This window comes from Dyadobacter sp. AC419, from assembly GCF_979253085.1.
In genome coordinates this window covers 194,391-216,485 of record NZ_CEEDCD010000022.1, presented here as the reverse complement: position 1 = coordinate 216,485, position 22,095 = coordinate 194,391, and the positions used below count along the sequence as shown (strand labels likewise).

The 22,095-nt window shown below is 44.6% G+C and carries 19 protein-coding genes and 1 pseudogene; 11 read left to right on the top strand and 9 right to left on the bottom strand.

The genetic code is table 11. The features are described from left to right. Positions 1–45 precede the first annotated feature (45 nt). From AC0IYG_RS19820 to AC0IYG_RS19810, 3 genes are all read left to right on the top strand, one after another. On the top strand, positions 46–660 hold the full coding sequence (locus AC0IYG_RS19820) for an OmpH/Skp family outer membrane protein (protein ID WP_471712816.1): 615 nt from the start codon (positions 46–48) through the stop codon (positions 658–660). Positions 661–671: 11 nt separating this feature from the next. Next, complete coding sequence (locus tag AC0IYG_RS19815) at positions 672–1,340, top strand: OmpH/Skp family outer membrane protein (RefSeq protein WP_471712815.1); 669 nt, start codon at positions 672–674, stop codon at positions 1,338–1,340. 255 nt (positions 1,341–1,595) lie between these two features. Beyond that, positions 1,596–3,194 (top strand): hypothetical protein, encoded by a 1,599-nt coding sequence (locus AC0IYG_RS19810; RefSeq protein WP_471712814.1) that lies wholly within the window; start codon positions 1,596–1,598, stop codon positions 3,192–3,194. Between the two features lie 32 nt (positions 3,195–3,226). Here the strand turns inward: AC0IYG_RS19810 and AC0IYG_RS19805 are convergent, their stop codons facing one another. Then, positions 3,227–4,018 (bottom strand): lipoprotein signal peptidase, encoded by a 792-nt coding sequence (locus tag AC0IYG_RS19805; protein ID WP_471712813.1) that lies wholly within the window; start codon positions 4,016–4,018, stop codon positions 3,227–3,229. A 51-nt stretch (positions 4,019–4,069) separates the two neighbouring features. After that, positions 4,070–5,275, bottom strand: a pseudogene (locus tag AC0IYG_RS19800) (proline dehydrogenase family protein). Between the two features lie 185 nt (positions 5,276–5,460). Between AC0IYG_RS19800 and AC0IYG_RS19795 the strand changes: the two are divergent. Next, positions 5,461–6,555, top strand: a complete 1,095-nt coding sequence (locus tag AC0IYG_RS19795; RefSeq protein WP_471712812.1) for a chorismate mutase — start codon at positions 5,461–5,463, stop codon at positions 6,553–6,555. Between the two features lie 69 nt (positions 6,556–6,624). Here AC0IYG_RS19795 and AC0IYG_RS19790 read toward each other — a convergent pair whose 3' ends face one another. Continuing rightward, positions 6,625–7,266 carry an SGNH/GDSL hydrolase family protein gene (locus tag AC0IYG_RS19790; protein WP_471712811.1) on the bottom strand — a complete coding sequence of 214 codons (642 nt, stop codon included), beginning with the start codon at positions 7,264–7,266 and terminating at the stop codon, positions 6,625–6,627. Next, a complete protein-coding gene (locus AC0IYG_RS19785) occupies positions 7,263–7,850 on the bottom strand; it encodes a thymidine kinase (protein WP_471712810.1) in 588 nt (195 codons plus the stop codon). The genes AC0IYG_RS19790 and AC0IYG_RS19785 overlap by 4 nt, the downstream gene beginning before the upstream one ends. Positions 7,851–7,953: 103 nt before the next feature. On the opposite strand from AC0IYG_RS19785, the gene AC0IYG_RS19780 reads away from it, so the two are divergent. Next, positions 7,954–9,066 carry a hypothetical protein gene (locus tag AC0IYG_RS19780; protein ID WP_471712809.1) on the top strand — a complete coding sequence of 371 codons (1,113 nt, stop codon included), beginning with the start codon at positions 7,954–7,956 and terminating at the stop codon, positions 9,064–9,066. A gap of 28 nt (positions 9,067–9,094) precedes the next feature. On the opposite strand, the gene AC0IYG_RS19775 is transcribed toward AC0IYG_RS19780, so the two are convergent. The 3 genes from AC0IYG_RS19775 to AC0IYG_RS19765 form a co-directional block, all read right to left on the bottom strand. After that, the gene (locus tag AC0IYG_RS19775) at positions 9,095–9,916 is read right to left on the bottom strand and encodes a hydroxymethylglutaryl-CoA lyase (RefSeq protein ID WP_471712808.1); all 822 of its coding nucleotides are present in this window, start codon (positions 9,914–9,916) and stop codon (positions 9,095–9,097) included. A 101-nt stretch (positions 9,917–10,017) separates the two neighbouring features. Next, the gene (locus AC0IYG_RS19770) at positions 10,018–10,674 is read right to left on the bottom strand and encodes a GDP-mannose 4,6-dehydratase (protein ID WP_471712807.1); all 657 of its coding nucleotides are present in this window, start codon (positions 10,672–10,674) and stop codon (positions 10,018–10,020) included. After that, on the bottom strand, positions 10,640–11,080 hold the full coding sequence (locus AC0IYG_RS19765) for an NAD-dependent epimerase/dehydratase family protein (protein WP_471712806.1): 441 nt from the start codon (positions 11,078–11,080) through the stop codon (positions 10,640–10,642). The genes AC0IYG_RS19770 and AC0IYG_RS19765 overlap by 35 nt, the downstream gene beginning before the upstream one ends. A 315-nt stretch (positions 11,081–11,395) precedes the next feature. On the opposite strand from AC0IYG_RS19765, the gene AC0IYG_RS19760 reads away from it, so the two are divergent. Genes AC0IYG_RS19760 through AC0IYG_RS19745 form a run of 4 tightly spaced genes read left to right on the top strand, consistent with a single transcriptional unit; the run spans position 11,396 to position 18,375 of the window. Next, positions 11,396–12,055 carry a hypothetical protein gene (locus AC0IYG_RS19760; protein ID WP_471712805.1) on the top strand — a complete coding sequence of 220 codons (660 nt, stop codon included), beginning with the start codon at positions 11,396–11,398 and terminating at the stop codon, positions 12,053–12,055. Beyond that, complete coding sequence (locus tag AC0IYG_RS19755; protein WP_471712804.1) at positions 12,052–14,820, top strand: TonB-dependent receptor domain-containing protein; 2,769 nt, start codon at positions 12,052–12,054, stop codon at positions 14,818–14,820. Before AC0IYG_RS19760 ends, AC0IYG_RS19755 begins: the two co-directional genes overlap by 4 nt. A 12-nt stretch (positions 14,821–14,832) precedes the next feature. Further along, entirely contained in the window at positions 14,833–15,951 is a 1,119-nt protein-coding gene (locus AC0IYG_RS19750; protein ID WP_471712803.1) for a DUF4249 domain-containing protein, read from the top strand. Between the two features lie 57 nt (positions 15,952–16,008). After that, positions 16,009–18,375, top strand: coding sequence for a hypothetical protein (locus AC0IYG_RS19745; RefSeq protein WP_471712802.1), 2,367 nt, complete (start codon positions 16,009–16,011; stop codon positions 18,373–18,375). Here the strand turns inward: AC0IYG_RS19745 and AC0IYG_RS19740 are convergent, their stop codons facing one another. After that, positions 18,376–18,837 (bottom strand): Lrp/AsnC family transcriptional regulator, encoded by a 462-nt coding sequence (locus tag AC0IYG_RS19740; protein ID WP_471712801.1) that lies wholly within the window; start codon positions 18,835–18,837, stop codon positions 18,376–18,378. Between the two features lie 171 nt (positions 18,838–19,008). Between AC0IYG_RS19740 and AC0IYG_RS19735 the strand changes: the two genes are divergently transcribed. Further along, on the top strand, positions 19,009–19,962 hold the full coding sequence (locus tag AC0IYG_RS19735; RefSeq protein WP_471712800.1) for an NAD-dependent epimerase/dehydratase family protein: 954 nt from the start codon (positions 19,009–19,011) through the stop codon (positions 19,960–19,962). A 38-nt stretch (positions 19,963–20,000) separates the two neighbouring features. Then, positions 20,001–21,185, top strand: coding sequence for a glycine C-acetyltransferase (gene kbl / locus AC0IYG_RS19730; RefSeq protein ID WP_471712799.1), 1,185 nt, complete (start codon positions 20,001–20,003; stop codon positions 21,183–21,185). A gap of 64 nt (positions 21,186–21,249) precedes the next feature. Here kbl and AC0IYG_RS19725 read toward each other — a convergent pair whose 3' ends face one another. Further along, on the bottom strand, positions 21,250–22,050 hold the full coding sequence (locus tag AC0IYG_RS19725; protein ID WP_471712798.1) for a transglutaminase-like domain-containing protein: 801 nt from the start codon (positions 22,048–22,050) through the stop codon (positions 21,250–21,252). Positions 22,051–22,095: the final 45 nt, after the last annotated feature.

Here is a 22,095-nt window from a genome sequence, read left to right as displayed (position 1 = left end):
GGCTGATGTTTCGTTAAGAAGTTTGCAAATTATTAGCTCCCTGGCATGAAGAAGTTTTTTATTTTACTAGTTTTGTCAATTCTATGTGGATCAGCGTCATGGGCGCAGAAGATTGGTTACACGGACATGGAATTCATTACCAGTAAAATGCCTGAATACCAGTTGGCGCAAACGGAAATGAAGAAGTTTTCCGAAAAATGGGCCAAAGAGATTCAGGACAAGTTCTCAGAAATAGACCGCATGCAACGTGCATATATGGCTGAGGAAATACTTCTGACAGAAGACCTGAAAAGAAAGCGACAAAACGAGATCAAGGAGAAAGAGCTTGAAGCGGGAGAGTATAACAGCAAGATCTTCGGAATGGAAGGGCTGCTTTTTCAGAAAAAGAAGGAACTGATGAAACCGGTTCTGGAAAAAGTCCAGAGAGCAGTTACCAAAGTTTGCAGTCAGCGCAGATTAGATTTTATGTTTGATAAGTCCAGCGACGTCGGCATGCTTTATACAAATCCCAAGCACGATTATTCGGATTACGTGATGGAGGAACTGGGAATTGATCTTAAATCAGTAAAGGCCGGCGAAAAAGTTGGCAAAGTAGATCCGCCCGCACAGGCTCCGACAGAGAACTCACCAAAACAAAAAAGTACAAACAGTAAACTTTAAGTAACAAAGCAATGAAACAAAAATTGATAGCTTTTTTGGTCGTAATGACCATCATTACATCCCCTCTGTTAGCACAAACAACCCCTGCAAGCGGACTTACCAAAATAGGTTATACCAATGTTGATTATATAATTGGCAAATTACCTGAAAGCAAAGTAATGCAAAACCAGCTTGAAGTTACCAAAGCACAGTTGGACAAAGCATTGGGAGAAACTTACAAGGAAGCACAGGAGAAGTACGAAGCTTACCAGAAGAACGGTGCGAACATGACAGATGTGATTCGTGCGGATAAAGAAAAAGAATTGCAAAACCTGCAAACAAGAATTCAGGAAATGCAAAACAATGCACAGACTTCTTTGCAAACTAAGCAACAACAATTGCTTGAACCAATCTTGACGAAAGTGAACAACGCGATTCAGGAAGTGGGTAAAGAAAGCGGCTTCCTTTACATTCTGAACATGGATGCAGGTGCAGGAACAACACCTATCATTTTGTTCGCAGCATCTGAGGATAACAACGCAACAAATCTAATTCTTAGAAAATTGGGTGTAGATCCTGACAAAATCGAGGCAGCAGCTCCTGCGGCAGCGAAACCAGGAACAGCGGCACCGGTAACAACGCCAGCGGCTAAACCAGCAACACCTGCTACTACACCAGCAGCAACGCCTAAGAAAAAATAGTAAGCACGTTATTGAACTTAAAATACCGGAGGGAGGTCTTTCAAATGACTCCCTCCGGTATTTGTATTTAATAGGCCGGAACACGCACACTGCGCTCGTATTTGAAATGTACAAATACGCACTGAAATTGAAGCCGTTAATTTAGGCTTGTCAATTTTAAAATTATTCAAATCGCTTTTCTATACACTATTTGCTAGTTTTGCGTTAGACTCAAAGGTTTTCTCAACACATGGAATTAATTATATTTTAGAAGTTATGATTACAAAACATATTCATAAAATACTGATACTTCTGATAGCCGTTTTTCTTATTAATAAGGCGCAGGGACAGGATAATATGAAGAGTACTGCAACAGGCCCATTGCAGATTGTTTTCCCTAATGAATCAGAATGGAATGTGTTGATGGAAGGGAAAGAAATAAATTTCCACTTGCAAACGAAGGGTGGAAGAAGCGACTCTGTTCGATATAATGTGTCAGCAGGGTTGGTTAAAGATATGAAGTTTGACTCGCTGGGGCATTTTATTTGGACGCCCAGCTACGATATTGCAGACCGGATTAACACTTCTAAATCGTTTCCGGTTGTTTTCGAAGCCGTGACAAAAACGGGTGAAAGCGCTTCTAGGGAGGTTGTATTTAAGGTTATTCACGTCAACCGCCCACCACAAGTTGATGAATTGAAGCCTTTCTACATTCAATACAGAACTCAGAATACTTATCAAATTGATATGAATGCTGTCCGTGACCCGGATGGTGACCCGGTTGTATTTGTTCCGATTTTGGAGGAAATGCCGGAAGGGATGAAGCTGTCGTCGGCAGGTGAAATTGTTTGGGAACCTTCTACAAAGCAATTCAACATTCTTAAAGATTCCCCTAAATACGTGGAGTTCTATGTGGAAGATCAGCCGTCGAAGGAGCGTACAAAAGGCCGGTTAAGGCTTAACATTACGCAAATGGACCTTGCTCCGGATTTCACGATTGTGCCTCAGGTGTCAACCATAAGAAGTGCAGAAAACAACCGCATTAACCTCCGTTTCGCGTTGTCTGATCCAAATGGAGAGGATGATATTTCAACTTTTGCCTTCATATCGGAGAACAAGAATGTTCCTAAGGAGGCGCTGGTGAAGAATGCGCCAACCAGCTATGAATTTATCTGGGAGCCCGGATATGAGTTTGTGAAAGATCCTTTCGACACGCTTGCTTTCAACATCATTTTTTACGTGATGGACAAGGCGCAGAATAAAAAGGAGAAAACGGTTCGGTTTGTTATCAAAAATACAGTGGACGAAAGTCTTCGCGACGTGTATGTTTACGGATTATACAAGGGTGCATTGGTGAATGCCTGGGGGCTTCTTGAACAAATGCAGGAAAAAGAAATTTACCTCAAAAAAGCATATTCAAAGGCTAAGCGCGGAAAGCGGAGCAGGTCACTGCTGAATGCATCGCTAGGAGCAACGACAGGCCTTGCGCCGCAGTTTACCCAAAGCGACCCCAAAACACGCGGCTACATTACAACAATCGGTGGGACGACCGTTGCGACAGTCGGAACATTAGAAGCGACGGAGGTTATCGGGAAATCAACCAATGGATTGCTGGATCGCTTTAATTACGTTTTGCAGAAGAAAAACGAATTACAAAATAAAGGAGACGTTTTCGCAAGGGAATATGCACAGAAGTCAGCGCGCAGAACACCGGACTTTATCCGCAAACTGGATGAATTTAAAGCGTTAATGAACCTAAGTGGTTTGGTTGCATTGGAGCTGGATGCTAACTGGGAGAACAAGAAGGAAGCGACAGATTCAGCATTGAAAAAGGCATTCAAGGATTTCGTGCCGCTTACCAAGGACGAGAACTAAATCATGAAACATATTAAACAAAAAAAGAGAGCTTAGCTCTCTTTTTTTGTTTCGTCATCACTCAGCTCAGGGGAGCTGGATGGAGCAGGCCGAGGCTCATCCACCGGGTCGATTAGTGGCGGTTCTGTTGGATGTTCAACAACCATTACATGTTCGCTTTCAGTTAAATGCTCAGTTGTTTCAATGTGCTCACTTGTCAGCCCATCCCGATCATTCCTTTCTGTATGGTCCTCTGAATGTTCCGAAGCATGGAAACTCCCCTGGAAGATCAGAATGCTGCAAACGCCTATGAAAATGCAAGAATCGGCAATGTTGAAAATCGGTGTTGAATAATATTGTCCACCCCAGACAGGCACCCAATCAGGAATAAATCCTTCCCAGAAGTCAACAAAAATCATATCGATCACCTGGCCGTGAAACCAAGGCGTAGGCGATCCGTAAGGAGCGTTTTTCAGGAAAACGCCGTAAAATGTACTGTCAATAACGTTTCCTACTGCGCCCGCCAGGATCATTGCCAATGCCCACAGAAGTCCTTTCGAAGCGCCAGCTCTTGCCAAATGAATTAAATACCAGCCAATTGCGCCCATAGCAACGAGGCGGAACAATGTCAGGAACAGCTTTCCATATTCATGTCCAAGCTGCATGCCAAACGCCATTCCCGGATTGAGCACATAATGTAGTTTCAGCCAATTCCCGATCAGCGCGATCTGGCCGGAAAAGCCGGGCTCCATATAATTGTAAACCAGCAGTTTGGACACCTGGTCAACAATGATAAGGAGTAAGCTGAAAACTAAATATGGGGTTGGATTTCGAGATTGATTCATTCGTATTTAAAGCAATTGACAAATTTTAAGACTGCGAAAGTAATAAGTTAGTTATAAAGAACCGATTCCCCTTCTTTTCAATTCGCTGCTTACCAGCAAAAACTCCCGGCTGCTCTGCCCCGCAATAGAAGTATTTTCCTCTGCCCGACGGATCAAATATGGGAGCACAGCGTCAATTGGCCCATAAGGAACATATTTCGCAACATTATATCCTGCTTTGGCGAGGTTGAAAGAAATATTGTCGCTCATGCCAAGCAACTGCGCGAACCAGATGCGGTCGTCATCACGGCTGATGCCTTGCTTTTTCATTTTGCAGGCACAATATTGCGAGCTGAACTCGTTGTGTGTTCCCAGGCAAATCGAAATGTGTTCAATGTGCTCAATGCTGAAATCGATAGCCAGATTATAGTCCGTATCCGTCGCATCTTTTGACACGTGGATTGGATTAAAATACTCGTTCTCACGTGCCCGTAAGCGCTCCTTCTCCATATATGCACCGCGCACAAGCTTCCCTCCGAGGAAATATCCTTTTTGCCTCGCGACCAGATAAGCGGTTTTAAAAGCATCCAGCGTTTCGTGGCGGTAAAGCTGATAAGTGTTGTAAACGATAGCCCGTTCCCTATTGAATTTCTGCATCATCTGGTAAGTCAGGCTATCGATAACGCCCTGAATCCAACTTTCCTCAGCATCAACGAATATGCGCACATCTTTATCATAAGCTTGCTGACACAAATGCTCAACACGCGCCTGCACACGCTCAAAAGCCTTTTCCTCATCCTCAGAAAGCGGCTCGTTACGCTGGATTTTTTCAAGCAAATCAGCAGAAGCGACGCCGGTCACCTTAAATACGGAGAAGGGAATTGTCTTTGAACTTGCAGCTTTATCGATCGTCTTTAAGGATTTCGGCCGTAGTCGCATCGAAGCTCGCCTCATTGTCCTCACCTTCTACGGAGTAATCCAGAATGGTGCCGATGCCCGACTGCCCAAGTAAGGAAATCGTAGCATTGCAATCGTTAATCGTCTCACCGCCACAGAATTGTTCAAAAATGGTCGGCACGGATGAGATTTTTTATGGGTAAGTTAAGTTTTAGTGCAAGCTTTATAAAAAAAGTGCCTAAATTTACCAACTCGAGCCTGATTCATGAGGCTAAATAACCAGTAAGTTTTCCGCAGTTTAGCGTCAGATTTAGATGCAAATGCTACGGAAGTATCTTCAAAAAATACAGGTATTTCGTCTTTTGGGGAAGAATATGCCATTTTTTAATTTTACGTTTTCCCTAAGTGAAGTTAATCTGTTTGTTAAAAATCACTGGAAGAAAGTAATACGCATTAAGAAGTTGATTGACTTTTGTTATATCAAATGTACGTCAATCCCAGAAATACGCATAATACCAGATCAAAATATTACAATTATCATTATTTAATAAGGACAGTTTTTGAATATGAATGCTCTTTTAGATATCCTTCCACTAAGCAGTTGGATCAACACCGAAGGTAAGCCTTTGGTTATCGCCGGGCCTTGCAGTGCTGAGACCGAGGAACAAATGTTAGAAACCGCAACCCAGATCAAAGAAGAAGGATTTGCGCATGTTATCCGTGCTGGAATTTGGAAGCCGCGGACTCGTCCAGGAAGCTTTGAAGGAATGGGAGAAGCTGCTTTACCCTGGTTACAGGAAGTAAAGAAACAAACCGGTTTGCCGGTTGCAGTTGAAGTTGCAAATCCACAGCATATCGAGCTAGCATTGAAATATGGTGTTGATATTCTTTGGATTGGTGCGCGTACAACCGTTAACCCGTTCAATGTTCAGGAACTTGCCGACGCATTGAAAGGAATCGATGTTCCTGTTTTGGTTAAAAACCCTGTTAACCCGGATCTGCAATTGTGGATCGGTGCTTTGGAGCGTTTGAACCAGGCGGGCGTGAGAAAATTAGGTGCGATCCACCGTGGATTTTCTAACGCGCAGGAAACAAAGTTCCGTAATTCACCTATGTGGAACATTGCTATTGAATTGAAAACACTTTTCCCTGAGTTGCCTGTAATCGGTGACCCAAGCCACATGGCAGGAAAACGTGCTTACTTATATGAATTGGCACAACGTGCGCTTGACTTGAACTACGAAGGTCTGATTATTGAATCACACCGCGAGCCAGACAAGGCTTGGTCTGATGCTGCACAGCAGTTGACGCCGGCAGCACTTAGCCAAATGTTGCACGATCTGCACGTTCGTAAAGAATCTTACGGAAGCGATTACCAATCACAATTGGAATTGATCCGTGGCAAAATTGACAACCTGGACCGCGAAATGCTTGAAACATTGGCAAACCGCATGGCTTTGGTTGAAAAATTGGCCGAATACAAACGCGATAACAATGTTGCTGCTTACCAGGTTGACCGTTTCCGTGAAGTTTTGGAAACACGCGCAGGATGGGGCAAAAGCATGAATTTGTATCCAAACCTTGTAGACGAGCTTTTCAAGCTTGTTCACATGGAGTCAATCCGCAAGCAAACTGAGGTGATGAACCAGGTGAATGCTTAATTGACAAAACACATTTCAACAAAAACGGCTGCCTCGCGAGAAGCAGCCGTTTTGTTTTATCAATAAAAATCAAATTCCTCTCTCTACCAGCACTTTCCCGATCTCCCGCGCCCAAACTGCATATGCCTTTTCATTTAAATGTGTTTTGTCCACCGCAAATTCCGCTTTCAGTCCCGTTGAGTCGGAGATAAAGTGATTGAGATCAATGTATGTCACGTGATGTTCGCGGCAATATTTTATCAGAAATGTATTTAAAATATCCACTTCTTTTTTGCTGACTGGATCATTTTGTTCGTAAACAGTTAATGTGACAACCGGGATGATTTTATTGGCCAGTATTTTGTCGAGAATCGCTTTGTAATAACCCTGCATTCTTTCCTGCGACACGCCGATTGTAATGTCGTTAATTCCGCCTTTCACAAAGCAGATCTTCGGACGCAGATCAATCACATGTGATTGAAGCAATTGAAGGAAATGATAAGTGCTCAGACCGGGTAAGCCATTATTCATCACATCGGTCCGGTCGAGTAAGGAAGTCCATTTGCCTTGTGCCGTGATGGAATTGCCATACATGATAATGGTCGGGCTGCCTTTCATCGACACAAATCTTTGCATGATTTTATCCCGATATATATAAGCAAAAACACCGATTGAGGCAATCAGCAAAGCATTAAGGATAAGGGAAGCCGTAAGCAGTCTCCGGGTTTTCATGCGTTTTCACCCAAATTGAAACAGCGGCGGCATCTCGCTTCGTAAAGATCAGTTTCACCCAAAAGAACCCTTTCATTGGATGCAGAGAGCCGGTAGGAATGCGAAGCCACTTCCCCGCAAACCATACAAATGGCGTGCACTTTGGTGACGAATTCAGCGATGGCCATGAGTTGCGGCATGCAGCCAAACGGCTTGCCCGCATAGTCCATATCCAGTCCCGCAACAATCACACGCTTGCCTGAATCAGCCAGAATCGTGCAGACTTCAACGATCTTTTCATCAAAAAACTGAGCTTCATCCAGGCCAACGACTTCGCAGTTTTCAGCCAGATCCAGGATTTCGATGGACAATTGCACAGGCACGGAGCGGATCGAATTGTCGTTGTGGGAAACAATGTTCTCGTCGTGATAGCGTTTATCCAACGCAGGTTTGAAGATTTGTATCCGCTGTCGGGCGATTTTTGCGCGGTTGAGCCTGCGAATCAGTTCTTCCGTTTTTCCGGAAAACATGGATCCGCAGATCACCTCGATCCAGCCGGTTCTCGGACCCTGATTTTCTTTTCTGTGAGACGGTTCTATGAACATGTTTTGACTTAATACTGGACTGCTGAAAAGGCAAATTTCTTTATCTTTACAAATCAAGCACATTTTTTTTAAACACAGCCGTTATCAAAAGCTCTTATTCGTTATGCCGGATAATTTGAATTCAATTGCACTCAACCAATACGCTGCCCGGTTTACCACTACAATTCTGAATGAGGTTTACAAGGGCCAGGATACGATCTCCGGAGCCGGATTACTCAAACTTACGCCCATCAGGCAAGTTAACCTGGGTATTTTGAACAGGCTTTTCGATGCGTGGAGAAGTAACGCGCAGCAGTTCCGCAGTCCTTATTTTGATTTTACCAATGATGAGGTAAGGCAAGCACTCGACGATTTTATGAATACTGCGTCGCAGCATATTTCTGTGAAACGCTCCGATCTGGAACCATTGCTTTCCGATTCTGTAAAGGATGCCCTCAAATTACTCCTGGCGCCCGAAAGTTATTTTGAAGAAAGGATCAGGGAAAAACAGGATGCAGAATTTACGCATGAAAAAGCCGAACATCTTGTAAAATACACGCATATCCATCGCGGAATAGCGGAAGCAATGCTGGGACGCCTTACAGATAGCGGATCGAGTTCAGTTTATCAGACACAAGCCGTAAGCTGGCTTTATGAATTGAAGGGGAATCCGGATCTGGTTGACGATGTAGAAACTTATCTCGTTCAGTTCTCCGACGTTTTTCCGCTCAACTTGTCAGATCTGATGATTTCGGAAAGTGGCCGGACTACTTCTACAAGCGGCAGAAATGAATCTAAATCGTTCTTCGATTCTGCATTCAATGAGCTTGAAACGCCAGCCAAGCCCACACCGCCTCGCGCGGAGCCTGCATCGGCTGTTATTGGTGAAATTATAGCCAAAACAAGCTCGACTGAAAAGGATTCGCTCAACAGTCGTTTCAAAGTAGAACTTCCCAAACATGACGATGATAAATCATACGGAAGCGTTCCCGTGCGCGTGGAGAGCATTGCAGGTTCTATCCCGTTAGGACAGCGTTTTATGTTTGTTAATCAGCTTTTCGACAAAAACAGTGAGCATTTCGATAAAGCCATTTATGAGCTGGACATGGTCAAAAGCTTTGAAGATGCGCAAAACCTGATTTGGCATCGCTATGCATCCAAATATGCGTGGGATGTGAATGGAGAGGCAGTAAAAGCCTTGCTAGCAATTGTAAAAAGGAAGTTCTCGTCGCAATAGACGGCATTATATCAATTGAAGGAACATCTCACGGGCGGTTTGCAAAGCATGCAGGATCGAGCTTCAGAAGTTCCTTTTTTTGTTGTCCAAAAGTCACCAAATTCTCCGTCGCCATATTGCCGACAAGCTCATCCTGCGCCATAGGACAGCCTCCGTAACCAAATAATGCGCCGTCAAACTTGCGGCAGCCTGCTTCATAAGCAGCTGAAATTTTGCCCAGCCAGTTATGTGGCGTCGTGTGAAAATGCGCGCCGAATTCAAGGTCTGGCCGGAGGTGAAGCAAATGTGAAAACACAGAACGAATGTCTTCTTCTTTCGCGACGCCTACGGTGTCAGCAAGTGAAAAGGTCTTAATCCCAAACGCCGCCAGTTTTTCGACATTTTCAAAAACAATGTCTGCATTCCAAGGATCGCCGTATGGATTTCCGAAACCCATCGAAATGTAAATGACGAGCTCCTTATCGTTTTCTCCTGCTAGTGCGGCAATTCGTTTTACTCTTTCCAATGATTCCGCAACCGTGGAATTGGCATTGCGGATCTGAAAAGTTTCAGAAATGGAAAATGGGTAACCAATGTCGGTGATTTGTGGAAACTGGCAAGCTTCATTCGCACCACGCTCATTGGCAACGATCGCCAGGAGTTTGGTGGCCGTGTCTGAAACATTCAATTGAGCAATTAAATCAGCCGTATCGCTGACCTGCGGCATTGCTTTTGGCGAGACAAAACTCCCAAAATCAATCGTATCAAAACCGACTTTCAGCAGCTGATTAATGTAAGCCGCTTTTTTTTCGGTCGGAATAAAAGGGTGAAATCCTTGCCAGGCATCCCGCGGACATTCGATGATTTTCATCTTCAATGAATGAATTGGTCAATGATTGAATGAACGAATGACTGAATGATCGAATGTCTCATTAAAAATATTCAGTCATTCAGTCATTCAATCATTCAACATTATTTCAATATAGGAGCCAGGTCTTTTTCATTTTCTGCCAGCCACGCAGTAATGTCTTCAACAATCTGGCGGATGCCGATTTCTGGTTTCCAGCCTGTGAGCGCGGTCACTTTCGTATTGTCTGTTACATACAGTCTGATATCGGCAGTTCTGTTTTCTGGAACCACTTTAATCGGAATGGTTTTGCCCGTAACTTCCTGACAGATCTTGGTCAATTCCTGCAATGAAGCGCTGCTTTCAAGCCCGCCGCCTGCATTAAGGATCTCGCCATTCACTTTATCAAGGTTATGAAGCTGCCAGTCGATCAAGCGATAAAGGTCTGCCACGTGCAGCATATCGCGGATTTGTTTTCCGGTGCCGCCGTAACCAAAATAGCCCAACTGCTGCTCAAAGTAATGCTTAGCGATCCAAAGCACCATGACGCCCTGATCCACTTTCCCCATTTGCCAGGGACCGGTGATCACGCCGCAACGGTTGATGACCGTTTTGAGATTATAAAACTCATTATATTCCTGAATAATCAGCTCGGAAGCCAGCTTTGTGGTTCCATACAAAGAACGAGCGCCATTTAATGGGAAATCCTCAGCGATCCCTTTTGAAGAAACACCGGCAACGGGTTGCTCATCGGCAAAGCCCAAAACGCGTTGGCTCTTCAATAAAATTGAGCGTTTCAATCGTTTTGATCGGATACACGCGGCTTGTAGAAAGAAATATAAAGCCCGCTTTGTGTTTCAATGCATAATTGAGACAGTTAATGGTCCCAACGAGATTGGTATTAATCAAATAATCAGGCGTTCCATCAAGACCGGCAAGAACCGACGGCTCAGCAGACGCTTCAATCACCACATCCACAGCAGGAACAGAATCAAAATCCTCCTTATTTCGGATATCGCCGTGCACAAACTCAACACCGTGGGTTTTCAGTCTGCTCAGGTTCAGCTCCGAACCTCTGCGTTTAAGATTATCTAATGCATAAACCTGATAATCAGGGTAATTGATCTTTAAAGAAATGGCTAATGCTGAACCAACCAAACCGGCTCCTCCGGTAATTAATATTTTCATAAATTGATTTGATATGTAATCAGGAAGTGCGGATGTATAAACGTTCCAAAGTTAGAAGTTTCCCGAAGAACGGTTTAGGATGAGAAGAATATTTATATTTAAAACTTGTTATGTTTCAATAAACTATATTGTAACAAATTAAATGTTAGGGAAATGAAGTATGTAACTAATGTTCACTTCTTTAAATACATAGCCCCTACTGCAATAGCTCCGTAATCATATATTTACCAAAAAAAACTTCGCACTGCATGCGCATTTTTACTATTGCTATTTTTTGCACTTTATTTTCTCAATTTCAGGTCTTTTGGGCAAATAGTGGCTGCAAACGACCGAAATAAGGAAATTGCATCCGCGGTTGCTGCATATAAGGAGGCAACAAGCCAATCGCAGAACCTGTATAACGGGCGCCAGTATTACGTTTACGACAACAGGTCAGAAGAACATCAGTTTTATGAATTCCGGAAATGGCACAATGGCGTGCTCGTGTACGACGACCAGCGCTTTGACAGCATTCCCATGCTTTACGACATTTTCAAAGATGAGCTGATCATCAAGCATTTCAATGGCGACCATTTGTTGCTTCAATCAGAAAAAATCGATTATTTCTATGTGGATAACCACACTTTTGTAAGGCAGGAGGCAGGAAAGGACATTAATCCGCGAATGCGAACCGGCTTTTATGATTTGATCTATAATGGTAAGTCCAGGACAATCGTTCGCCGGATTAAGCAACGTCAGGAAAAGATCGTCGATAAGCGTGTAATTGCGCTTTTTCCTCAAAAAAACACCTATTTCGTTAAAAAAGGCGATCAATATTACAATGTCAGCAGCAAGAAATCAGCGTTCAATTTATTCCCCGAATACAAGCGTGAGCTGCGGAAAGTGCTGAAAGACGAACGGATCAAATTCCGGAAAAATAAAGAAGTGGCCATTGTTAAAATGGTTGAAGCTTATGACAAACTAGCCAAGCTATGAAAATATTTTTACCCCTTCTTTTATTCTGTCTGCTGCTATTTTCCGGGAAAACTTACGCTCAAAATGCGCCCGAGAAAAAGCTGACCATGCGCCTGGATTCTGCCAGGTTTGGCGATTTTGTCAAGCAAGTGGAAAGCCAGACCGGCTACTATTTTTATTACGACGCTTCCCGTTTTGACAGCCTTACGCTCGATCTGAATGTGCAGGATCTCACCATCCGCGAAGTGCTGGATCAGGTTTTCAAAGGCTCCGAATTTGAATACGCCATTGATGCACAAAAGAGAATTTACATTACGCAGGGACAAAGAATAATTACCCAGCTCACTCCAAACCTCTTTGAACCCGATCTTGCAGGCGATAACGGCACCATTGCCTATGCCGGTCCGGAAGATGATGCAAAGGAAAAACTTCTTTCCACAGCTGAAAGTAAGCTCCACGAAATAGGGATTAAAAAGCACCGCATAACGCCCGGAAATTCGACCATTACAGGTTATGTAAGAAATGCCATAACGGGCGAGCCGGTTATCGGCGCCGCGGTTTTCATCACTTCGCCCTCCATTGGCGTCACTACGGATGCACTGGGCTTGTATGCGCTCACGATTCCCCGCGGTAAGCAGATTGTAAGGTTCAAAAGCACGGGAATGCGGGAAACGCAGCGCCAGGTTATGCTTTATTCCGACGGCAAGCTGGATGTGGAAATGCGGGAAAGTGTCATCGCTTTGAAGGAAGTTTCGGTGAAAGCAGGCATGGATAAAAACGTTGTCGGCACGCAGATGGGAACGGTTAAGCTAACCATTAAAAACCTGAAACAAGTGCCGACCGTATTTGGCGAAACCGATCTTCTGCGGACTGTGCTTACATTGCCGGGCATAAAATCCGTGGGTGAAAACAGCACGGGATTGAATGTGCGCGGCGGTTCGACGGATCAGAATTTAATTCAATATAATGATGCCGTTATCTATAATCCATCCCACCTTTTTGGCTTTTTCTCGGCATTCAATCCGGATGTTTTAAAAGATGTAGAACTTTATAAAAGCACTATTCCAGCTAAATTCGGCGGAAGATTGGCTTCTGTGCTTGACATTAACAGCCGGGACGGCAATAAGAAAAAGTTCGTCGCTTCCGGCGGGATTGGCTTGATAACCGGAAGGCTTACATTGGAAGGGCCTTTGGTAAAAGACAAAACGTCCTTTTTGCTTGGAGGTCGTTCCACTTATTCGAGCTGGCTGATCAAAACATTGGACAATGAGAATTATAACAAAAGCTCAGCGTCATTTTATGATGTTAACCTGCACATCAGCCACGAGATTAATGAGAAAAACAGCTTGTTTTTGACCGGCTACATCAGCGACGACCGCTTCCGTTTGTACGGCGACACACTTTACACATATCAAAACCAGCTCGGTTCGCTGAAATGGAAGCATACATTCAACAACAGGCTTTACAGTGTTTTCACTGCGGCGCACACCAAATATCAATATTCGATGGGAGCTGCGGGCTTGCCGCTTAACTCGTTTGATTTGAAATTTGACATTAACCAATCCAATTTCAAAGCCGACCTGAGTTACGTGCTGCATCCAAAACATACATTGGATTTCGGTTTGAGCACCATTTATTACAAACTGCGCCCGGGTTCATTCCAGCCGAAAGGTCCCGAATCGCTGATTATCCCTGACGAGCTCGAACCTGAACAAGCTTCGGAAAGCGCATTGTACATTGAGGATAAGTTTGAAGTTAGCCCGCGTTTATCCATTACGGCAGGCATTCGCTACTCATTTTACCAATATCTTGGGCCAAGAAATGTGAACACCTATGTGCCCGGCCTGCCCATCGAATACATTTATCAGAATGGGGTAAAAGAATACGGTTCGGGTAAGAAAATCAAATCTTATGGTGGCCCGGAATATCGTGCATCGGTGCGTTACAGCGTGTTTGATAACCTGTCATTGAAAGTGAGTTACAACACATTGCGCCAGTATATTCACTTGCTAACCAACACCATGACTGTTTCACCGACGGACATTTGGAAGCTCAGCGACAATTACATTAAGCCACAGATCGGCGACCAGATTTCGGTTGGCTTATATCGCAATTTCAGAGGCAACAAGGTGGAGGTTTCGTTGGAAGGTTATTACAAAAACATTCAGAACTTCCTCGATTACAAAGGCGGCGACTCACTTATAATGAACCACAATATTGAAGCAGCCGTGCTGAATACGAAAGCCAAAGCATACGGAATTGAGTTCATGATCAAGAAAATGACAGGCAAACTGAATGGCTGGATCGGTTACACTTATGCGCGCACATTGCTCAGGGCCATTGACCGCGAATCGCCTGATGCGCCTAATGACGGTAATTTTTATCCAAGCAATTACGATAAGCCGCACGATTTCACGATGATTTCGAATTACCGCTTTTCGCACCGGCTTAGTTTATCATTTAACTTTACTTACAGCACCGGTCGGCCTTACACGCCGCCAATCGGGAAATACATTATCGACGGCGCGCAACGTGTGTATTATGCGGACAGGAACCAGTTCCGGATCCCGGATTATTATCGCACGGACCTTTCGCTGAACATTGAGGGCAATCACAGGATCAAAAAACTGGCGCATAGTTCGTGGACGCTGGCAGTTTATAATGTCTTGGGAAGAAAAAATCCGACTTCGGTTTATTTCCAGACCGTGGGCGGCAGGGTAAATGGTTATCAGCTCTCGATTTTCGGACAGCCGATTCCCACGATCACATACAATTTCAGATTTTAACAAAAGCATCACATGAAGAAATACTTGTATGCAATGCTTTTGCTGGCGCCTGTTTGGGTGGTTTATAGTTGTATCGAACCGTTTGATCCGCCCGAAGTGAACAACCCGGAAAGTTTTTTGGTCGTGGACGGATTCCTGAATGTGGGTGGCGATACGAGTAAGATCATATTAAGAAACACCCAAAATACGAATGCCGAAAACATTGCCATTACAGAAGGAAATGCGGCGATTGTGGCCGAGTCTGAAAGTGGGGAAACGTACAATTTTGAAGAAGGCACACGTGGCGAATATTTTTTGCCGCCTGTTAACTTCAATATGTCAACCAAATATCGCTTGCGTATCAAACGGTCCAATGGCCGGGAATATATGTCTGGTTACGTTGCTGTGAGCAAAACACCGCCGATCGACAGCCTCACTTACAAGCTCGACCGGAACAGGGACGCAATGCTGATTTATGTCAATACGCATGATCCGAGCAATAATACGAGGTTTTATCGCTGGCGGTTTGAAGAAACATATGAGTATAAATCGGCCTTTTTCTCCGGACTGGAGCGCGATGCCGACAGAGAAACCATCATTGCAAGAAGAGACGATATTAACACATGCTGGACCACGCTGGAATCGAAGGACATTAAGCTTGGCTCGACCATTAAGCTGAATCAGGATGTGATCAAGGACTTGCCGATTAATGTGATTGACATTTCGACCAACAAGCTTTTTTTCAAATACAGTATTCTGGTAAGGCAATATGCATTGTCGCAGGAAGCATTTGAATACTGGACCGATCTGGCCAAAACGACGCAGGCAACGGGAAGTCTTTTTGATCCGCAGCCTTCACAGGTTACAGGCAATATCCGGAATGTGGCCGATGCAAAAGAACTTGTTTTTGGCTATTTCAGCGCTTCAACGGAAGAAAAGCAGCGGATATTTCTTTCGCCATTGCTTGGACGATATCCTGTTTGCAATGCACCGGATACGCTCACGCCAAAAGAAGCATTAGAGTCTTATGGCCTCTTGCTTAATGGCTTTCTAGACGCAAAAGGCGTCAACTGGATCCTCAGTTCCTCCGAACTCTGCGCAGATTGCCGTGTGCAGGGCGGGACAACAAAGCGGCCGGCATTTTGGAAATGATATTTCATTGATGATAAAAATTTTATGAAACCAAGGGCTTTAATTATTTGCTGTCTGATGCTCTGTGCCGGTTTTTCCGGTTATGGACAGGATGATGCTATGGTAAAATCGATTCAGCAGCGCTTCGGATTATATGCGGAAAGGGCTGTTCAGGAAAAGATGTACGTTCATTTGGATCGCCCCATGTATTTGATTGGCGAAACGATTTGGTTCAAAGCCTATAACCTCAATGCTGCCTCGCATCAGTTCCTGGATTTAAGCAAAGTCGCGTATCTGGAAGTGCTGGACGCAGATAACAATGCATTGGTTCAGACAAAATTTTCAATGGCAGAAGGAAAAGGAAATGGGTCGTTGCTCATTCCGTCCACGATTGGCAGCGGAAAGTATAAAGTGCGCTGTTACACGAACTGGATGAAGAATTTCAGTCCCGAATATTATTTCGAGTCGTCCATTTCGATCGTTAATCCCTTCGTTCGCTTCGATCCCGACCGCTTGGCAAAGGAGCCTGAGAAATATGACGTGCAATTCTTTCCGGAAGGGGGTTATCTGGTCAAAAACATTGAAAGTAAAGTTGCATTCCGCGCCATTGGAAAAGACGGAAACGGAATTGGTTTCGCCGGAGCCATCATTGACGCGCAAAATGACACCATTCAAAAGTTTCAGCCTGAAAAAAATGGCATTGGCTTTTTTACGATAAAGCCAGAGTCGGGCAAGGAATACAAGGCGGTTATTAAAGACGCGAAAGGGCAGTCCTACACTTTTTCTTTGCCAAAAACCGAGGAGCAAGGTTATGCAATGCAATTAAAGGATTCAACCAATAACCTGTTAAAAATCACGGTCACCGGTGAAGTCGTGAGCGATGAGCCCGTTCCGGTTTATTTAATGAGCCATACGCGGCAGCTCAATTCGGTTGCAGACCGGAAATATCTGAAAAGTAAAAAGGCAGTGTTTGTGCTTGATAAGTCCCAACTGGGCGAGGGCATTTCGCACATTACGATCTTCAATGAAAAATTGAAACCCATTTGTGAAAGGCTTTATTTCAAGCGCCCAACCAAGGAGCTTGCGATTGAAGCGACCATTAAAAAGTCTTTTGTAACACGTGAAAAGGCGACTATGGACATTTCTGCGGCGGTTCCAAATGCAACTGATCTGGCCAACATGTCTGTCGCCATTTATCTTGCTGATTCCATTCAAGCGCAGTCAGCCGCGGACATTTCAAGTTATTTATGGCTTTCGTCCGATCTGAAAGGCAATGTGGAATCTCCTGAATATTATTTTACAAACATTAACCCGGAAACAGACCGGCAGCTGGATAACCTGATGCTGACGCACGGCTGGCGCCGTTTTAAATGGGAAAATGTGTTCGTAAGTCAGGTCAAGCCATTTGAGTTTCTTCCGGAATACGACGGACATTTTATCAATGGCAAGGTCATTAACAAAATTGACGGAACGCCTGGAAAAGGAATCGATACTTACCTGGCACCGCTGGACGTGCAGGCGCGCTTATATGTGTCACAAAGCGATCAGCAGGGAAATGTAATGTACGAAGTCAGGAAGTTCGTTGGCCCAAAAGAAATCACATTGCAGACCAACCTGAACCAGGACACAGTTTATCGCTTCGAAATTGCCAGTCCGTTTTCCAAGCAATTTGCCGTTAAGCCGATCCCGCCATTTACGTTCAGTAAAACCTGGGAAAATTCGCTGTTGACCCGCGCCATCAATATGCAGACTGCCAATGTGTTCATGCCCGCCGTTGCGGTTCAGAAAGCACCTACATTAACGGACTCCATCGCATTTTTCGGCGTGCCTGATGAAAAGTATTTTCTCGATGATTTTACGCGTTTCCCGACTATGGAAGAGGTTTTGCGAGAATATGTGCGTGGTGTGATCGTGAGAAAAAGACAAAAGGAATTTCATTTTCGGATGATCGATAAACTGCTTCCCAACACATTTTATCAAACGGATCCGCTCGTCTTGCTCGACGGCATTCCGATTTTCAACACCGATAAATTTATGGAGCTGGATCCATTGAAAGTCAAGAAAATCGAAGTGCTCAGTTCCCGCTATTTTCTTGGGCCCATGACATTCACAGGAATCGTCAGTTTCCTCAGTTACCGCGGTGATCTGGCCGGTTACGAGCTCGATTCAAAAGTGACCGTTTTGCCGTACGAAGGCGTCCAGGCGGAGCGCGAATTTTATGCACCGCGATATGATAATGGCAATGCTGAGAGCAGAATCCCCGATTTTCGTAATCTGCTGCACTGGTCTCCGAACATTACAACCGACGCATCCGGTAAAGCCAAGCTTGATTTTTACACTTCCGACCAAACCGGCAATTATCAGGTTGTTATTCAGGGCATTACGCCATCCGGAGTTTCGGGAAGCAAAACACTTTTGTTTTCTGTGGGTAAAAGCAGTCTTTGATCAGATATAAAATTCGGATGTGTGCTTGATCTCTTTCAGAACGAAAGTGCTGTTGAGCACGCCAATGTTGTCGATCTTGGAAAGCTTGTATTTGACAAAATCATGATAATCGTCGAGGCTGGCGACATTGATTTTTAGCAAAAAATCAACCTGCCCCGCCATATGATAACATTCCTGCACTTCCTCTAAATTCTGGATTTCCTGCTCAAACTTTTCGATGAATGCTTCATTGTGATAACGCATTGAAACCTGGCAGATCGTCGTAACTTGTCTGTTAATGAGCTTCTTATCCAGAATCGCCACATATTGCTTAATATAACCCAGGCTTTCCAGTCGCCTGATCCGCTCGTAAATCGGTGACACGGTGAGGTTAAGCATTGTAGCGATTTCTTTCGTCGTTTTCTTAGCGTCCTTTTGCAGAATGCGCAGGATTTTGGTATCAATTTTGTCCAACTGTTCCATGAGGCAATAATATTTACTGTAAGGGCTGTTACAAATTCAGTTAGAAAGTAATGTATACTGGGAAATTAGCATAGTGCAGGAACATTTCCTGCCAATCGGCGTAAATATTGAAAATATTATCCAAATGCGGGAAATTGCAAGTGATTAATGCTTTACAAAAACGAGCGCGTCATGAAATCAGAATGCATATTGGTGATAGGGGCAAACGGGCAGATCGGATCTGTTCTTGTCGAATATTTGAGAGAAATATATGGCGTTGGTCAGGTGGTGGCATCGGACATTCGTTTGCCTGATCACGAAACCGGCCTTTTTGAAAAACTGGACGCCACAGATGCCAATGCTCTGGCAGCTTTGGTAAAAAAATATAAGGTCACACAGATTTATCATCTCGCCGCGATCCTTTCAGCAAAAGGGGAGCAGGAGCCGCTGAAAACGTGGCATATCAACATGCAAACCTATTTTAATGTGCTGGAAGCGGCGCGTGAAAATCAGGTTTCAAAAGTTTTTTACCCCAGCTCGATCGCCGTTTTTGGGGATCATGTGGACACGCAAGCCGAACAATGGTCTTATCTGGATCCGGCAACGGTTTACGGAATCAGCAAGGCGGCAGGGGAGAATTGGTCAAATTATTATTTCAAAAGATATGGCTTGGATATCCGCTCATTGCGTTATCCGGGCATCATTGGTTACCAGTCCATGCCCGGCGGCGGAACGACCGACTATGCAGTCGACATTTACCATAAAGCTGTAAAAGGAGAGCCATTTGAATGTTTTTTGAAAGCCGATACAACGCTTCCGATGATCTACATCAGTGACGCCATGGACGCGACAGTCCGCTTAATGGAAGCTCCAAGTGATAAAATCACGGTTCGAACGAGTTATAATCTGGCAGGAATCAGCTTTTCGCCGGAAGAAGTTGCAACCAGCATCCGTAAATTCATTCCCGATTTCAAGATCACCTACAAGCCCGATTTCAGACAGGAAATTGCAGATTCGTGGCCGCAGCAGATTGACGATGCACAGGCCAGAAAGGATTGGGGCTGGCGTCCGGCTTACTCGCTGGACAAGATGACAGAGGAAATGATCGGTGCATTGAAGAAGAAATATCAGTCAGTGAAAAGCTAAAAAGCGTTACACTTTATCAATATTAAAATCGAAAGCTTATGAATGTTAGTATCCAGGAAGAACTTCGCGAAGAATTAGAAGCCATTAAGGCAGCAGGCTTATATAAAACAGAGCGCGTAATTACCACGCCGCAATCCGCAAACATTGCCACGGACGGTAAAAACGTGCTTAATTTTTGCGCTAATAATTACCTCGGATTATCGTCCCATCCTGACGTAATTGCAGCTGGGATTGAGGCCATTAACACGCATGGATTTGGTATGTCATCGGTTCGTTTTATTTGCGGAACACAGGACATTCACAAAGAACTGGAAAGTAAAACAGCTGCCTTTCTGGGAATGGAAGACTGCATTTTATATGCTGCTGCTTTTGATGCAAACGGAGGCGTTTTTGAGCCATTACTAAATGAAAAAGACGCGATTATCTCTGATGAGCTGAATCACGCATCATTAATAGACGGAATCAGGTTGTGTAAAGCGAAGCGTTTTCGTTACAAGCACAACGATATGGCCGATTTGGAACAACAGCTGAAAGATGCAGCCGGAAGTCGCCGGATTCTCATTGTAACCGACGGCGTATTTTCAATGGACGGCACCATTGCCCAGCTGGATAAAATCTGCGATCTGGCCGACGCCTATAATGCAATGGTGATGATCGATGAATGCCACGCAACCGGCTTTATGGGAAAAACAGGTCGTGGTTCACACGAATTCCGCAATGTAATGGGCCGCATTGACATTATCACCGGCACTTATGGGAAAGCATTAGGCGGTGCATCCGGCGGTTTTACGGCTGCAAAAAAGGAAATTGTCGAAATATTGCGCCAGCGCTCACGGCCTTATTTATTCTCGAATACACTGGCTCCATCCATTGTAGGCGCATCCATTAAAGTGCTTGATCTGCTGTCATCATCCACTTTATTGCGCGATAAGCTGGAAAAAAACACAGCCTATTTCCGCAAAGCAATGACCGAGGCAGGATTTGATATTTTGCCTGGCGAACACCCGATTGTGCCCATAATGCTTTACGAAGCGAAACTTGCGCAGGAATTCGCAGCAAAATTGCTGGACGAAGGAATTTACGTGATCGGCTTCTTTTATCCGGTGGTGCCACAGGGCAAGGCTCGAATCCGGGTTCAAATCTCCGCAGGCCACGAGCAGGAACATTTAGAGAAAGCCGTTGCTGCTTTCACCAAAGTAGGAAAAGAACTCGGCGTTATTTAAAACCAAAAGACCCTCCAGTTTTCATATCTGGAAGGTTCTTTTTTTATCAATCAGCCTTTTCAGGCTAATTAGCCGGTTCTGGCTCCAAAAGTTCAGCTTCTACATGCAACGACTGCAATGTTGCATTGCCATATTGCGTCACCATGGCCACGTCCGCAGCATCTCTTCCGTGCGCGATTTCAATCCGGTAACCATCCGTTTTTTCCTGAACGGCGTCAAATGTATACCATTCGTTGCCGATGTAAACGTCAAACCAGGCGTGCAGGTCCATTACTTTCAGCCTGTCAAGATAACCCACTGTCATCCGAGCCGGAATGCAAAGGTTGCGGCATAATGCAATGGCCAAATGTGTAAAGTCGCGGCAAACGCCTATTCGGTTGCGCGCAACGTCCAATGCCGTTGTGCTGGAATCCGTTACGCCGTATTGATATTTAATGTTCTGATGGATCCACGTCCGGATCGCCTCCACCTGCGCATAGCCGGGCGTAAGGTTGCCTGCAATGTTCATAGCAAGCATATTGATCTCATGCAAATCAGACTCGCAGTAACGGCTTGGCAGAATGTAATGCATGACATCATCCGGCAAATCACCCACCAGTATATAGGATGGCGGTGGATTTGGAATGGCTTTGGTCGCATTGACCTGCGCCTGCACTTCCGTTGTAATGGTCACTTTTCCTACCGGCAAAATGGTGCGCTGGCAGGGATTTCCGTATATATCAATGTATTCTGAAAATGGAACGGATGGCTCAATGTTAAAGCCTTCCTGAATGATAGACTGGCCTTCCTGGCGGCGAGGGCGTAACATGGTCGTTACTGTGGTGGGTGCATACACGTCATACGTGAATATGCTTCTTCCCTTCATTTTCATGTATGAGTCGATTTATTTATTTGGTGAATGTTATGACAA